Annotated in this window: 14 protein-coding genes; 8 read left to right on the top strand and 6 right to left on the bottom strand. The window is 41.4% G+C overall.

Features of this window, described 5'->3' with window-relative positions:
• The first annotated feature begins 50 nt into the window (after positions 1-50).
• On the top strand, positions 51-746 hold the full coding sequence (locus KSK55_RS12745; RefSeq protein ID WP_218607151.1) for a tetratricopeptide repeat protein: 696 nt from the start codon (positions 51-53) through the stop codon (positions 744-746).
• A 141-nt stretch (positions 747-887) separates the two neighbouring features.
• On the opposite strand, the gene KSK55_RS12740 is transcribed toward KSK55_RS12745, so the two are convergent.
• Together KSK55_RS12740 and KSK55_RS12735 are read right to left on the bottom strand one after the other, a co-directional pair.
• Positions 888-1,466: a DUF937 domain-containing protein gene (locus tag KSK55_RS12740; RefSeq protein ID WP_214419256.1), complete on the bottom strand. Its 579-nt coding sequence runs from the start codon at positions 1,464-1,466 to the stop codon at positions 888-890.
• A 173-nt stretch (positions 1,467-1,639) separates the two neighbouring features.
• Positions 1,640-1,972, bottom strand: coding sequence for a hypothetical protein (locus KSK55_RS12735; protein WP_218607150.1), 333 nt, complete (start codon positions 1,970-1,972; stop codon positions 1,640-1,642).
• Between the two features lie 349 nt (positions 1,973-2,321).
• Between KSK55_RS12735 and KSK55_RS12730 the strand changes: the two genes are divergently transcribed.
• The 6 genes from KSK55_RS12730 (at position 2,322) to KSK55_RS12705 (ending at position 9,798) form a co-directional block, all read left to right on the top strand.
• Positions 2,322-2,552 carry a hypothetical protein gene (locus KSK55_RS12730; protein ID WP_214419258.1) on the top strand — a complete coding sequence of 77 codons (231 nt, stop codon included), beginning with the start codon at positions 2,322-2,324 and terminating at the stop codon, positions 2,550-2,552.
• Positions 2,553-2,574: 22 nt separating this feature from the next.
• Positions 2,575-2,910, top strand: a complete 336-nt coding sequence (locus tag KSK55_RS12725; RefSeq protein WP_218607149.1) for a YegP family protein — start codon at positions 2,575-2,577, stop codon at positions 2,908-2,910.
• A 430-nt stretch (positions 2,911-3,340) separates the two neighbouring features.
• Complete coding sequence (locus tag KSK55_RS12720; RefSeq protein ID WP_218607148.1) at positions 3,341-5,449, top strand: HAMP domain-containing methyl-accepting chemotaxis protein; 2,109 nt, start codon at positions 3,341-3,343, stop codon at positions 5,447-5,449.
• 28 nt (positions 5,450-5,477) lie between these two features.
• Positions 5,478-6,035 (top strand): chemotaxis protein CheW, encoded by a 558-nt coding sequence (locus KSK55_RS12715; protein WP_218607147.1) that lies wholly within the window; start codon positions 5,478-5,480, stop codon positions 6,033-6,035.
• A 413-nt stretch (positions 6,036-6,448) separates the two neighbouring features.
• The gene (locus tag KSK55_RS12710; RefSeq protein ID WP_218607146.1) at positions 6,449-8,749 is read left to right on the top strand and encodes a S8 family serine peptidase; all 2,301 of its coding nucleotides are present in this window, start codon (positions 6,449-6,451) and stop codon (positions 8,747-8,749) included.
• Between the two features lie 218 nt (positions 8,750-8,967).
• On the top strand, positions 8,968-9,798 hold the full coding sequence (locus KSK55_RS12705; protein ID WP_218607145.1) for a hypothetical protein: 831 nt from the start codon (positions 8,968-8,970) through the stop codon (positions 9,796-9,798).
• Positions 9,799-9,900: 102 nt separating this feature from the next.
• On the opposite strand, the gene KSK55_RS12700 is transcribed toward KSK55_RS12705, so the two are convergent.
• The 4 genes from KSK55_RS12700 to KSK55_RS12685 form a co-directional block, all read right to left on the bottom strand.
• Positions 9,901-10,341 (bottom strand): hypothetical protein, encoded by a 441-nt coding sequence (locus KSK55_RS12700; protein ID WP_218607144.1) that lies wholly within the window; start codon positions 10,339-10,341, stop codon positions 9,901-9,903.
• Between the two features lie 159 nt (positions 10,342-10,500).
• Positions 10,501-12,753 carry a PAS domain S-box protein gene (locus tag KSK55_RS12695; RefSeq protein ID WP_218607143.1) on the bottom strand — a complete coding sequence of 751 codons (2,253 nt, stop codon included), beginning with the start codon at positions 12,751-12,753 and terminating at the stop codon, positions 10,501-10,503.
• Complete coding sequence (locus tag KSK55_RS12690; protein WP_218607142.1) at positions 12,722-13,762, bottom strand: uroporphyrinogen decarboxylase family protein; 1,041 nt, start codon at positions 13,760-13,762, stop codon at positions 12,722-12,724. Before KSK55_RS12690 ends, KSK55_RS12695 begins: the two co-directional genes overlap by 32 nt.
• A complete protein-coding gene (locus KSK55_RS12685) occupies positions 13,759-14,397 on the bottom strand; it encodes a cobalamin B12-binding domain-containing protein (protein WP_218607141.1) in 639 nt (212 codons plus the stop codon). The genes KSK55_RS12690 and KSK55_RS12685 overlap by 4 nt, the downstream gene beginning before the upstream one ends.
• A gap of 369 nt (positions 14,398-14,766) precedes the next feature.
• On the opposite strand from KSK55_RS12685, the gene KSK55_RS12680 reads away from it, so the two are divergent.
• Positions 14,767-16,158 (top strand): ATP-binding protein, encoded by a 1,392-nt coding sequence (locus KSK55_RS12680; RefSeq protein ID WP_218607140.1) that lies wholly within the window; start codon positions 14,767-14,769, stop codon positions 16,156-16,158.
• Positions 16,159-16,164: the final 6 nt, after the last annotated feature.

The following is a 16,164-nucleotide window of genomic DNA, read 5'->3' as shown; positions in this document are numbered from 1 at the left end:
TTCTGGATTTTTTGGAATTATTCGGCAACTACCAATTGGTGACAACATAAATGACAGATATGAGACGTATCGCACCGGTTCTGATGGTTATTACAGTTATTGGAATAATAACTCCCTGTACTGGGGTAGATTTTTCATTGCCCGGAATAGAGGGATTAAATGTTACTAACGTAACAGAAATCGAAAAAGAAGGTTTTTTAGCAATAGATGAACAAGATTGGAATAAATTATTGTCAATTTCTCAAAGTGGATTAGAAAAGGGTCTTGAGGATCCGGTATTGTACACAATGAAAGGATATGCTCTTCGAAAACTGGGAGATAGTCAGAATGCACTTATTGCAGATTCGAGAGCGATTGAGATCCAACCAAATCCGGTGCGATATGAAAACAGAGCGATGACTCATCTTTCCCTGGGTAATTATTCAGCAGCGTTATCTGATGCACAGAATGCTCTATCCTTGAAATCAGATTACGGTACGGCATATGCAACGAAAGCACTTGCATTTTCTTTCCTTGGGAACAACACTGCGGCAACAGAGAACATCGATCAGGCATTCTTATTCATGCCGGATAATGCTGCCATTCTTCATATCGCTGGAATTGTAGAGATGAATAACGGGAATTGCTCTGCTGCAATAGCTTACTTTGAAAGATCTCTTGCTGAAAATGCTGAGTACTCACTTCCCTGGCCTACAATGCCAAACGCAACCATAGACTTGGAAATAGCCAGAAATAAGTGCTCATAAACCAGTGCAGGGCTGAACGTGGATATGTATGGAACTGGAAGTGTTCAGAGTCTGGCAGATATCACCAGATAATTTATCCGGTTGATTAGACTCATGGCATCTTCCTGGTATGTATCATCCTGAATAAGGATATCAAAGGTTTTACCCTTTGAAGATCTTTTTCAATGAACCCATGATACCCCCGCTTCCCCCCTGGGAGGCAAGGAGTAATTGGGCTATATCGGCGACATCCGGTGATGATTGCATGGCCATCTTCGATTGCTCACCAAGGAGGTTTGAAAGCCCGTTCTTATCCATACCTCCTCCTGAAACCATAGAACCTACCTTTCCAAGGACGATAGGAACGGCAATCTGAAGAATTTTTCCAACAATTGCAGGAGGGAGTCCAGTCTTTTTCGCTATTGCATCCTGTATCGGGCCAAGCTGACTTCCAAGCAGGCTGGAAACAAGTCCTGCGCTTCCAGAAGGCTGGGAACCGCTTAAAAATCCACTTAAATTATCCATCGGATTTGCACCACTCATCTGGGAGACCATACCCATCATAGCATCCATACCACCTGACTTTGATGCGTTATTTGACATGGAACCAAGGATCAGGGGCATTGCCATTCCTAAGGCAGATTGAACAGCACTCGGATCTCCTCCTACAGACTGGCTGATTGAAGCGAGATTATCACCCGATGCTACCTCTTTCATCAGTTCCGAAACAATAGAATCCATCTTCATATCTCCGTTTTTTACCAGACAGAATACTGATGAGCCCAATAATTCATTCTTATACTGACCTGACCAGCTATGAATAAAGGTATCAGAATCTGGTTACTTCAGAAGTGCTTAAGATCCGTTAAAGATACCGGACACAAAAAAAGGATAAAGAGAAGGGGAGAAGGGGATTACAGAGGACCAGTCAGGTGTGGGAGGAACCATCCCACAATAGAGGTTACAATCCAGATTACAACTGCAATTATAAGGGATTTAACCCACCCAATTGTGTACAACTTTTGTAATGCAATAAGCCATACAATACCTGCAATAAAGGCAGCGATTAAACCCTGACCGATGAGATAGTAAATCAGGGTATAGATAACAGTACCAACAATTGCTGCGATAAATGCAGTTTTTATGTCTTCCGTCTCGCCGAAAATTTTCGTTATGATGTAAATAATCACCGCTGACACTATCAGGGCAATAATAAACATCAAAACTGCAGTTACTGTCAGGTCCATAGTATACCATTCCCTGTTCCATCATATATCTGTTGGGATATCATACAACTGTGAAAACTTGTCAGACAACCCTCATTGGATAGTAACTGGTATCATAGACCACGCTTGGAAATATCCTCAATTTCGAGGCTTTTTTTACACATTCAATTTCTCGGACGAGGATTTTAGAAACAGGATATGTTTTTGGAGATCATTGGTATACCTCTAAAAAATGGTTTGGTAGTCATTTAAGAGCTGATTCACCAGTTTCATTAAATCGAAAAATCCTCAAAAATTAAGAGGGGATATAATTTCCAGGAGAGAAATGATTATCGTTCATGAGGATGAGTAACCATATGAGGGAACAAAAATGGGGCTTCTTGATAATATTGGCGGCGCTCTGGGAGGAATGCTTTCATCCCCTGAAGGAAAGGAACAGATTATGAAGTTTATCTCGTCTCCGGAAGGAATGGCAATGCTTCAACAGTTTATCAGCAGTCCGGATGGGAAAAAGGTTGCAGGTCAACTCCTTATGCCAATACTTGGAAATCTTGGAATTCCTGATGATTTGAAACAAGCTCTTCAGCAGTACGTGAAATAACCTGATAACTCTGGATGATAATATGACAGGGAAATTTGAGGTTTACAAGGATAAAGCAGGGGAATTTCGTTTCAGATTGAAAGCAGGGAACAACCAGGTTATCCTTACCGGAGAGGGGTACAAATCAAAATCAGGCTGCACAAAAGGAATTGAGTCGGTGAGAAAGAATGCCGGGAATGATTCCAGGTTTGCAGTCAATCAGGATAAGAACGGGAAATTCAGATTTACATTAAAAGCGGCAAATGGAGAGGTCATTGGGCAAAGCCAGTCATATGCTTCAGAAATGTCATGTAAAAAGGGTATTGCCTCGGTGCAGAAAAACAGTGTTGATTCTCAGATCATCGAGATCTCCGAATGAGAGGTGATGAACCCTTCCGTTTATTTTCCACTCTTTTTCATCATGCATTCGTTCATTCATCGCAAATTTGTTTAATTATCTAAAAATAAAGCTCCTTTATCGCATGGCAAGTTAAAAGGAAATCATTTCCGGTGTTACTCTCACGGATCTTTGTCAGGTTATAGAACATTGCACATTTCATGGAGACTAATTAAATAGCTTCACGGAATCCTCCCAGGAATTACCGATTATTTTTTTATTATATATTATATCTTACGGGACGTCAGTGAAGATATGCATAAATAGAAACTCATCAAATGTTCACATATACCACCAGATTAATGACCCATTCAGGATGGTGGCAGGAACGTGTCTTCTATTCGGAATATTTTGACACTTCGTTCCTACCCTCTATGAATAGATGTTGAATACCCTGGAGAGGAGGAAAAATATGAAATTTTTAAATAATTTGTCAATGGCTAAAAAATTAATTATATTTACCATTATAGCCGTTGCAGGTCTGTGTATTGTCGGATATATTGGGATTTCCAGCCAGATGCAGACAACAGACACACTGAATGATATGTACGATTATAATCTGCAGAATATTGTGTACATCGATGATCTGAGAGCGAATATGATCTTGTACAGTCGTTCGGTTGTTAACCACTTGGCTGCCAGGAATGCTGAGTACCGGGCAAACTGGGAAAAAACGATGGCTGAACAGGATAAAGACATTCAGGAATCCTTGAAACGAATAATGGTCCGAACTGATGTGGGGAAAGAGACCGTTGTTAAGATTGAGAATGAGTGGAATGATTATACGACAGCTGTACAAGGTCTTGTAAAACTGGTTAATGAAGGGAAGATGGATGAAGCACGAGATTATCGTGATAAGGAAACTCTGACACGACTTGATACCGTGACCGCCACCATTGAGGAATATCAGAAATTCATCATCGAACTTGCAGAAACAGCGAAAAAGAATAGTGATACACAAGCTGCCAATGCATTTACCGCCATGATCCTCATCTCGCTCATCGTTGCAGCCATCCTTATAGGATTTGCTGTAATCCTCACCAGGAGTATTACCGGTCCATTAAACCGGGTTGTTGAGATGCTCAATGAACTCACAAAAGGGCATCTGAGCATACGGCTCTCTCTTGATCAGAAGGACGAACTTGGAGTCATGGCATCAACCATGGACAATTATGTTGAAATACTGCAGAAAAATCTCATCGGAACGCTTCAAAAGGTCGCAAAGGGGGAGAAGAATATCCAGCTCATTCCTGCAGCAGATGATCAGGATGAGATTGCTCCTGCAGTGAACACCATGATTACCACCATTGAATCAGTCGTCGGAGAAGTGAATGGTCTTATTGCAGATGCACAGGAAGGAAACCTAAAGACCAGAGGGAAACCAGAACAGTTTGTTGGATCATACCGGGAGATTATCGAAGGTATCAATAACATGCTTGAGGCTATCACGACCCCACTCAATGAAGCACTCCGGGTAGCAGATCTCTTTGCCCATGCAAAATTCGGATCCCGGTTTGACGAATCTGTTGAGGTGAGAGGAGATCTTATTGCTCTCAAAGAAGGTCTTAACACCGTTGGTAGAGAACTATCACTGGTTATAAGGGAAGTGTCTGATCAGGTAGGTGCCCTCACCGCATCAGCCGAAGAAGCAGCGGCAAGTGTAGAGGAAGTCACCGCCGGAGCAGCTACCCTCGCCCAGAGTTCTGGCCTTGTAAGTACCAATGCAGAAAGCAGTGTCAGATCCGTCGAACAGGTGCTCAATGCCATGGAGGATCTCTCATCATCCGTCGCAACTATTGCAACAAAAGTGGATGCAGTGAGTAAACTCTCCCAGGAAGCAAATACCCTCTCAACAAATGGAGTTACCCAGGCAGGAGTAGCAGAAAAGGGAATCACGGCAATTAATGATTCGGTCAATGATGTCGGATCCATAATTGTTGAGATACGCTCCCAGATGAACGAGATCGGAAAGATAGTAGATATAATTGGAGATATTGCAGACCAGACAAATCTGTTAGCCTTAAATGCCGCAATAGAGGCTGCACGTGCAGGAGATGCAGGAATGGGCTTTGCCGTAGTTGCGAACGAAGTCAAAACCCTTGCCCAGGAATCACAGGGTTCGGCAGAAAATATCGGTCAGATCATTGCATCGCTTCAACAACAATCTGAACGTGCAGCAAAAGCAATGGATCAGGCAACAACCGAAGTATCAAAGGGATCTGACGCGATAACCGATACTATACAGTTCTTCCATACCATTGCTGACCAGGTGGAGGATATCTCACAGAACATGGTTGAGGTGGCGAGCCTTTCAGAAGAAGGAGCAGCAGCGGTTGAAGAGATCACTGCAAGCATCTCTGAAGTGAAGAACCTGTCTGAACTGACAGCCCAGGAGGCAATTGGATCATCTGCGGCATCAGAAGAAGCCTCTGCAGCCTTAAACCAGATATCAACCGTGATATCAGACCTCTCGGTTATTGCCACACGGATAAACAGTTCGATGGATCGTCTGAACGGGTGATCCCACCTGGCAATTTTTGGAGGAGAAGATGGGAACCTATACGATGAATTATGAAGAAGAAGAACCGGTAGTCATAGAGAATACCCGCAAATCCACTGCATCCGGCCGGACACGAGATGGCGGAACACATCAGTTTGTTGAGTTCATCCTCGGCCATGAGAACTTTGCCGTCAATCTTTTTCACACCCGTGAGGTGATAACCCCAACCGAGATTACTCCACTTCCCAATGCACCTGCATACATCACCGGGATTATGGATCTTCGCGGGATAATTACCACAATTGTTGATCTGAAACAGATGATGAATATACAGACCAGCTCAGATGGGAAAAAACGAGCCAGGATCATTATTCTTGACCAGGATATCTCAAAAAAACCGGTTGGCATTCTCGTCGATGATGTTTCATCAGTGACCACCTATGCAGCGGGTGATATTGATCATGATGCTGATGACACAGCCCATCGTGGCCGAAGTATTCTGGGTGTTATCAGGAGAAAAGGAAAAGAAGGCGGGAAAGACGGACATAGCCTGGTTCTCTGGCTGGATATTCATACTATGATAGAGAGAATATCAGGTGAGATATAATCAGGTACAATACTGGAGGAGATGAACAGGTCTCATATTACATCCCAAATACCGTGATCTGCTTTCCCTGATACTCAATCGTATCAGAAAATATCTTCTCATCCCAGTTCTCTTTTTTTCACGGTCAAATATGAGGAGAAACACCTCATCTTTTCCGCACCGGTCAGCATATCTGATAACCGGGTCAAGTTGATGACAGAAAATTCCTCCTCGTGATTCTGAATGATTCTGCCAGAAAAAGAATTAATCCGGGATATCCTCACTGTCGCCATCTCCAAGTTCTCTTCGGTTTATTGTCAACAGGAGCTGACTCATTCCTAGTACCATTTCATCTCACGAACTAAAATACGAATAAGGATATAAAAAAGCATAAGAATTAATAAATTAACATATTTTTCACAGAGAACCATTTCATGAAAATAATACTGAAAAAACAAATTTTTTGGGTCCTTGTCTGCCTGGCAGGTCTTTCCTTTTCATTCGGTATGGCAGATGATACCAGGTATTCTACAAATGTAATAGGAATACCGAATTTTCTGCCTGATCCTCCATACGTGAATGGAAGTATCCTTGTGCAGGCAAAATCAAATTCTGATGGAACGATTCAAACCCTGTCTGATATCAATGCAGCAATTGGGGCAGAAGTTACCAGAGATTATGGTACCGTGGGGATTTCAGGATTATCACTGATCGCCCTTCCTGACACAATTTCAGTTCCTGATGCAATCCGGTATTATTCTGGTAATCCTGCTGTTGCTTATGCTGAACCTGATTATTATGTCAGGGCATTAAAAACACCTGATGACCCGCAGTTCTGGCGACAATGGGGACTTTCCAATACTGGAACGCCATTTAAGGAAAATACCAGCCCAGGGCTGTCTGGTGCAGATATCAGTGCCCTTCATGGATGGAATGAAACCACTGCAACACATGGAACAATCATCGCTGTTCTTGATACCGGCGTTGACATCGGTCATCCTGACCTGGCCAAAAACCTCTGGAGTTCATCAGAATCCGGAACCATTCTGCATGGAATAAATATTCTGGAAGATAAACCGGTTGAACCGTGGGATGATTATGGTCATGGGACTCATTGTGCCGGAGTTATTGGTATGATCGGCAATAATGGAGAAGGAGGAACAGGTGTTGCCTGGAATACCACCATCATGCCGATAAAAGTCCTGAATTATTTTGGAAACGGTAAATTATCTGACTTGGCATTCGGCATGGCATATGCAACGATGCATGATGCCTCGGTTATCAGTTGTTCATTTGGAGTAGAATACAGCAGGGTTATGGAAGATATCATCCGGCAGTCACCGGCTCTTTTTGTGTGTTCAGCAGGGAACAATGAAGTGGATCTGAATAGATATCCGCAGTATCCGGCATGTTACAACCTCAGTAATGTCATAGCCGTAGTAGCTACTGATGCCCAGGACCATCTGTCAGATTTCTCAAATTATGGGAACCGGACGGTTCATGTCGGAGCTCCGGGTTCAGATATTTATAGCACCATCCCATCCAGATATTCCTATACGCCACTCTTTGAAGATCCCACATTTTCAGAGGGAAATTTCACGCTCACCGGGAACTGGACCCGGAATCCCGGTACCATGCCAGGAGAGCCCGTATCATTACAGGGAGTGCTCCCAGAGGATCTTTTTCATGATACCTATAGTATTGAGATGAACAAAACTGTTCTTATACCGGATGATACAGGAAAAATCCCATATCTGGTATGGGATATCAAAGGCGATTTTTGGGGGAGCCTGGTGATTGAGTACTCCAACGGCGTTGTGAATTGGACCACATTATGGGATTATACTGCTTATTTCGAAGAGGATGACTGGAGACAACTATTCATTCCGTGGAATTCATGGTATTCTGATCCCTCATACAAAGTCAGATTTTCATTTCAACCATTCAATGGAGTAATAAAAAATGATTTCTCCATCAGGAATATCATGATCGGATATCGGGGAGAAGTAACAAAACCTGAATATGGGTACATGAGCGGTACATCGATGGCAGCTCCAATGGTCTCTGGTATGGCCGGTCTCATCAAGGGAATAGTACCGGATCTCACTGCAGAGGAGGTAAAGCAGGTGATCATGGATACCACTGACCCGCTCCCGTCACTTCAGGAAAGAACCATCACCGGAGGGAGGGTAAACCTGTCAGCAGCTCTGAAATCCCTGAAAAAAGATGATATCATCCCTCTATATCCAGGATGGAATCATGTATCTGTACCCAGGCAACTCAAAGAAGGATATGATACGGCACAGATTTTTGCCAGCGTAAACTCATCCGGACATTCAGTCCTCGTGTATGTGAATAATTCTACCGGATACAAAACGCTCTCAATGAATGATCCGGTGGTCCCACTCCAGGGATACTGGGTCTATTCAACCAGTACCATGGCTGTCCCGGTCAGGCTTTCAGATCAGATAAAACCATTTTCCAGAGAGATTCAGGCAGGATGGTCATCGGTCGGAGGCTGGATGGAGACTGATATTTCAGCAAAAGAGACATTTCATAGTCTGATGAATACCTGGTCATATGCTACCGGGTATGACGCTGTTGTCCAGCAGTACGAAGAGCCAATTATCCGGGGAGGAACCGGAAACCAGAGTGATGAAAGACCGATACAACCTTATCACGGGTACTGGCTGTATTGCTCACAGAATGGAACCTATCAGACAGGATTTGGATAAGGGGCGGAGAAAATTTTAATACCTTAACTTTTCATTACAATTTCTGAAATTTCTCATTATGCGAGAAGAGAACTGCGGGCCTCTTTTAGTTATGATTAATAGAGGGATACAGAAGAATAATTTCCACTTTATCAGGCATCAGAATCTTTTCAACATTCTTTCGATAACATTATAAGTAATACACTTAAGATACCTACATTCCTTCTGGAGGATGTCATATGAAAACGTTGTACTCTATTGGAATTATTATTGGTCTGGTTTTATTAACAATGCATGGAGTTTTTGCGGAATCTTTAATCTCCTTTGATCAAAATATTAAACCAAACCCGTATGCAACTGATGATCTGATCTCCCGTGCCGGTACTATGAATATTCCTGCGGGGATTGGAGTTCTCACATCAACCGAAATAATAGAGCCATATTGGGCTCCGAAGGATGATCTTCTTCCGATCAGGATTGAATTCTCTCCAGTTAATGAAAACGGACCGATTGCCGATATTTCGAGTGTCGGACAGGATATGTACCAGTTTGGAAATGAAGTAAAGGGTTTGAGTTTTTCAAATGGTGTTCCTCTGAACATAGTAACGAAATATCTCATTAATAGTTCTGCAAATATCCCATATTACGTGATTTTGGAAAATTCTCTTGATAAAGGAGATACAATTCATGATTTTAATCTGGCCTATTCGGCGGAATATGAACCAATAACCTATAACCGTACTGCATATAGTTCGGGAAATCCTGAAGGAACGTACAAAACAAGTATGGGAGATATCAACCTGTCTTTTTCTGATAAAGCAAATGAACTCCCGTATATAAACGGGACATTTGATAATGGATATGTCATTGGTGGAACATTGAATGGACCAGTCTGGACTGGATCGTGGGGGCCGGATGATGCCGTATTTGATAAGAATCCTAATCAGGCGACCTTTGGACAATTTATGGTAGTATTTCATGAAGGGTGGTCATCTTTTTCAGGAACAAAAGGAATTTGGCATAGTTGTTCGAATGATGGACCATTTACTGGTGAAAAAGTAACAGTGTAAATTTTCCATACTAATTATTTTAATCTCTTTTTGGGACACGATATTCACATAAAGATCCTTACCATCTTGTTCATCCCGGTAAAAACATTAAAACCGAATTCATTATTGTTTAGGAATTTCTCTTCTGAAAGGACAATACTGGTTGCCACATCCGGGACATAGAACAAGATAACTGCTCATAGCAGCAGTAACGATACATATCCAGAATATAACAAACAGATACAGCGATGTGATAAGAACAATCTGGGGTATGAGAATGATTATCGCAAACAAAATCCCGGTCAGAATAATGGTCCTGGAAGAATATGGTCCAGTTGACTGGTTCCAGAACGTTGCCAGATAACCGGGGATGATATGAACACATGTTCTCTTAATGGGACAGGAAGCACAAAAGACTCTGACTATAAGCAATCCTGCAATGAGACAGATGAGGAGATATCCCCCGGCCAGATAATAGGATATAGGTAAGAATGCAAATATTCCAATCAGAATGGCTATGGTTCCAAAAATAAGACCCAGAGTTCCGGGAATAGTCCGGTTCATATCCAGTATTGGAAGAGAAAGATATTATTTTTGTCTTATTACAACGAAGAGACAGCCCACATTATCAGGGTGAATGTGATTAGTTTTTATTAACGCAGAATCTTGAAGAACTCTCTTTTCAGACCCCTTTAGGTGACACTTTATCGTAAGTTAGTCCTGTTATTCTTGAGATATTTTTCTCCAACTATCTTTTGGAACAACCATTTCAAACCTGACTCCCTCCCCGGGAAGGCCACATTCACGTATTAATATTTTCGTAATATCCAGTATTTCCCTGATTAAAAATAATCCCATTCCGGTATTCTTCCCATGGCCTTGTTTAAATATTACCATTTTTTCCTCATTTGGGACCCCTACACCATTATCAACATATTCTATTAGATAATCATCGCCTGATTGCCGGGCGGATATTGTAATTTTTGAAACGTTCTGACCATGCCTGTGTGAATTATCAATGAGATTATACATTACTTTCTCAAACATGGGATCCACATAAATTTCTATAGGAATATCCAGCAATAAAAGTTCAATACCATTCAGCACAGACTTTATCGATGGTCTGCTCATCACTTCCCCGATCTGAATCCAGATAGGGTTCTGCACACCGAGTTCCTGATATTCTTTAGTAAAGGAGATCAGATTTTTGATATCATTTCCTGCGGTAAGGATATTTTTCAGACTTTTTTCTTCTATTTCATTTGAAGTAGCAGCAAGGAGTATCTCACTATATCCATAGATGACCATGACTTTATTGAGGATATCATGTCTGGTCACACTACTTAGGATTGCCAGTTTGTTCTGAGATACTTTGAGTGCTTCATAAGCCCTCATTAATTCTTTTTCTGACTTTTTTCGCTCGGTGATATCAAAAACATAATTCGTGACCCCAATGATGGAATTTTCTTTATCATAAACCGGTACAAAAATACTTGAAATCCAGGTACAATAATCTCTGGATGGAAGATGAAATTCAAGGTCTGGTGCTACTATCTTTTCTCCGGATATGGCATCAAAAAAATAGGGAAATGGTCCGTTTTTATCTAAATAAGGGAAAAATTCAAAGACCACGTTCCCTTTCATCGGTTCACCTTTTAGTCCGAAAATGCGTTCCATTTCAGGATTATAAAATAAAACCCGGGCATCTTTATCGAGCACCATGATTCCGATATTAGCAGAGTTTACAATTGTTTTGATAAACTCTTCACTATCTGCGAGTTCTTTCTGACTCTTGATAAGTTCGTGATTTGAGCCTTGAAGCTCATGAGTTAAGGATAGAAGTTCTTCGTTATTATCTCTCAGTTTATCATTTGCTGCCTCTAATTCACTTGTGATTTTTTGAATCTCTCCCCACAACCGGGAGTTATTTATGGCAAGACCGAGGAAAGAGGTCATGGAAAGAGTGAGGTTAAGATATTCCCGTATCCTGTCCGGAACAGAAACACCAAATATACCTAAAATACCGAGTGTAGTTTTTTTATGATGGAGAGAAACCACAAATCCCTCATTATTGTCAAGGAGATAATAATCCCTTTCAAATCCGATTAAGAGCGATTTATATTCCGAAATCTTTTCCCCGGAAGGAAAAATACTGATCTCTCCAGGCCCTGTAGAAAAATAGGGAATATATTCAATTTTTTCAGGTGCAAAAAGAGATTGAATCATGATAAAAATCCGGGATATTACCTCCGGTTCTTCACTTACCGATGCAATCTCACTGATAAGTGCCATTACTGCCATCTGGGTAGCAGAGGATTGGAGGACAGATTGATCCTCTATGGTACTTGAATCCTTGATTTGTTTCATTCTCCATTTGCAGATTGCAGCTTCAATTATCGCTGTCAGGTATGAAGTACCTGTTTTGAGAATCGTTAAATGCAATCCGGCAAAGGTCTCAAATGATCTGATAATATCTTCAGGTATGGGGATAACACCAGTATCTAAAAGGGTAATTCCATTCAAACTCGAAGAAAAAAAAGTAGTTGGGATAGATGGATCAAATCCCATCCCGGTTACATATTCCTCCCAATTTAAAAGCCATCCGGGAAAGATAAAATAACTCCCCTTTTTAGCAAAATCATGTATGAGTTCAACAGGGGCAACCAGGGCATGACAGGTATCCGGACCGGTATGGATGATATTTGAAGGAAGGATGTCTCTTTTTGAAATTGCTACATCGCCGAATAATAATCCGCTATTTTCCGGATTTACATATGCCGAGAAGTACGTCTTTAAATAATCAATTTTACTTTTTCCTGCAGTACAAAAATGTGGATAAAAAAACAGCTTTGTTCCTTTCGGGACAGAAAGGCTCCCATATATGTATGTGATCTCTTTTTGTAATGTCTCACAGAAAAAGAGACAGAGTTCACCCTCCTTTTTACTAGACAGAAATCGGATACCTCCCGTATTCATATGTTGCATCACGGATGGCATAGAGCACTTCATCCGGAACCTGCAAAGGAATTTCTCCGTGATTATCACTCAGGATGAAACCTCCACCTGGAGCTGCATCTGAAATTACCTTTTTTACAACTGAAAATGCTTTTTCCCGACTCCAGTGTCTCATCTCTATGCCATTGAGGTTACCAATAACGGTCACCTTCCCGGCACATTTTTGTTTAATCTCTGAAAGGTTTTCATTTTCACCGCCCCAGACCGCTACACCTGCTGTTCCCGTGGAAATGACGTTATCCAGGATAGCAAGAGTCCGGGCTGAAGCAAACCCTGTCACTACTGGTCCGGGGACTTTAGGAATCAGTTCCTTTGCTATTAAAAGGCCTGTTTTCCGGTATAATTCCGGGGGAATAATGGTCGGAGATGAGACCGGGTCATAATAGATGATTCCATTAGCTCCGGCATCCATTTGTGCGGTTGCCCAGTCCAGGAAAAATTGTTTATTTACTTCAATGAGCTGGTTAAACCGGGTTTCATCAGAGTATATGAGTTTAATATAATTTTCAAATCCCATCTGCATAACAGGGAGTGAAAGAGGGGATATAGCGACACCAAAAATGGGAGCATCATCCGGAGAATCTTTTTTCAGGGTCTTTATCATATCCAGAACCATCTGGAGGCAATCTGTCTCTTTGACTACCGGAGCGGTCAGGGAATCGATATCTTTCCCCTCTCTAATTATCGGCCTACCACTATTTGGCGGTCCGTCATCCCTGAATATTACATCTCCGCCAAATGCTTCGTATTCAACCGGAGTATAATGAAATCCGATATATGCATCAGTCCCGAATTTTTCATGGATTGAAATAAGCCCCTGAGCTACCAATTCTGAAGATGTAAAATATTTTTTCAGGGATATGCCCATATCCCTTGCCGGATGCATGGTAGGGTTGAGGATGAGAGGAACCCTGTCCGGTTCTGTATGACTGATTGTTGTCAGAATTCTCTCTAATGAAGTCATTGTCATGATATACCCTCCAATTCCCTGAGGGCGGTGATTGCGTCTGATGCTGTCAGACATACACGGTCTGCTCCCACTTCTCTGCCAAGGTCCGGATCAAACCGGAATGGTGCTCCCCCTACGATAATTTTTACCCCCTCAGAAGATATCTGGGGTGATATTTCCCGAATTTTTAACGCTGACGGAAGCATCAGGGTAGATATAAATAGGTATTTTATTTCATCTTTTTTAATGAGAGACAGGAGCTCAGCAACATCTCTTCTGCCATATCGAATTGGTGAATAACCGGCACCAATAAGAAATACTGAAACGATTCGCTCTCCCAGCATGTGATAATCTTCAAGTACCACCGTTGCAATTTTTCCTTTTGCTCCACCCGGCAAATCATTATGAGGAAACAATCCCCCAATTGCTTCTTCAATTATTATTCCTGCCATATATACTTGAGAAATCGCAAGAGTCCCTTCCTCCCATCTTCTTCCGATTTCTTCCAGAGCAGGAACGATTATTGCATCAATAACATGAAGTTTGTCCTCATTTTCTGTGGATTTTGAGAGGATTTCCCTGACAGCAAGACGGTCCATGTAAAGCAGAGCAGAGATCAACTCGTCAATCCTCTTTTTGGAAAAATCTGCTGTCATAATTAAAATCCTATTGATTTTCCTAGAAAATATAATTTTCCTGCTTGAAAGAGGAGGAATACCTTTTTAAAAAATTTAGGTACACACTTTTTTTACATTGATTTCACCTATCTTACTTCAAAAAATTATCACATGAGGCTCCGCCTCATAGGTGTTTTTTTCGTATGGCTGAATAGTTACCGTAACATAAATATCAGCAATATATTGAGACTATTGGCTATCCTCAAGTTTTTTGCCGGGTTAAAGATCGTTTATCAAACATATCATCAACAAACCATTACTTAAAACATGATACTCCAAAGTAAGTTACTCCGGAGTAACATACTTTTAAGTAACATATTTATTATCTTCGAGCCTGTAGTATACGATATGTTTCTTAACCGTGAGGCTGAACTCACATCACTTCAGCAACGGTTTGATGACAATAATGCAGAGTTCATTATTGTATATGGACGAAGACGTGTTGGCAAATCTGAACTAATCGACCAGTTTATCATAAAAAACACCGGTGTTCGAATTCTCGCACGAGAAGAGACAAAAGGGTTACAACTGAAAGAATTTTCCTCAGAACTTACCGCATTTTTTGGGGATACGCATCTCTCATCTGTGGTTTTTCCGGACTGGGATGCCATTTTCTCCTATATCAGGTCATATAAAAACAAACGGGTAATCATTGCATGTGATGAGTTCCCATACCTGGTGAATGAGGATCCTTCCCTATTGTCAGTAATTCAGTACCATTGGGACACATGGCTTAAGGATTCACACCTGTTCCTGATAGTATGTGGTTCCTCAATCAGTATGATGGAAGAAATGACCATGAGATACGAAAGTCCTCTGTTTGGAAGAAGAACCGGACAATATCTCATAAAACCATTACGATTCACGGATATTCTGGAGCATTTTCCAGACTTTAACACAGCAGTAAAGCATTATGCAGTATTTGGGGGAACCCCGGCATATATATTCAAAGCGGAAAAGAATAAAGACATTTATGAGAATATTATCTCCAGAATTCTGTCAGAAGACTCGATACTATTCCGGGATACAGAATTTATTCTCATGTCAGAGGTATCAGAACCCCGATATTATTTCTCAATCCTTCGTTCAATTGCAGAAGGAAATACAACGCCATCAAAAATATCCCAGATGACAGGATTAGAACGGTCTACCGTCTCGAAATATCTCCAGGTACTCATGAACCTCCAGCTCATAATCAGGGAGATTCCTGCAGGAGAACCATTAAAGAGTAAAAAAGGACAATATCTCTTATCTGACAATTATTTTGCATTCTGGTTCAGATACGTCTATCCTTATGTGAAATCAATTGAAATGGGTAATGGAAGATCCCTTTGTGTTCAGGAGGTAAAACCAACTCTTCAGGCATATATCGGAAGAAAATTTGAGGGGTGCATAGAGGATCTGTTATGGAAGTTTAATGAATTCGGGCTGCTTCCCTTCAGGTTCCATTCCTGCTCACGGTGGTGGATGAAAGAGCATGAGATTGATCTTATCGCCTTCAGTGATACAGATGTTCTATTTTGTGAGGTGAAATGGCAGGAAAAGGTGAATGCAGAAAAAGTATTTGCAAATCTTCTGGTAAAAAGTAACGTTTTTCTTTCATACCATCCTGAATTTCGTGATAAGCACTATCTGGTCATTGCAAAAACATTTACCCAAGAATCCGGGATTGCATCTAACAAGGTCCATATCTGGAATACTACCTCATTGGATGAGATGTATCGCCGAAGCAGGCCATAAATTCAT

Source organism: Methanospirillum hungatei, from assembly GCF_019263745.1.
GTDB classification, from domain to species: Archaea; Halobacteriota; Methanomicrobia; order Methanomicrobiales; family Methanospirillaceae; genus Methanospirillum; species Methanospirillum purgamenti.
The sequence above is the reverse complement of the archived record's forward strand: the minus strand, read 5'-3'. Positions and strand labels throughout refer to the sequence as shown.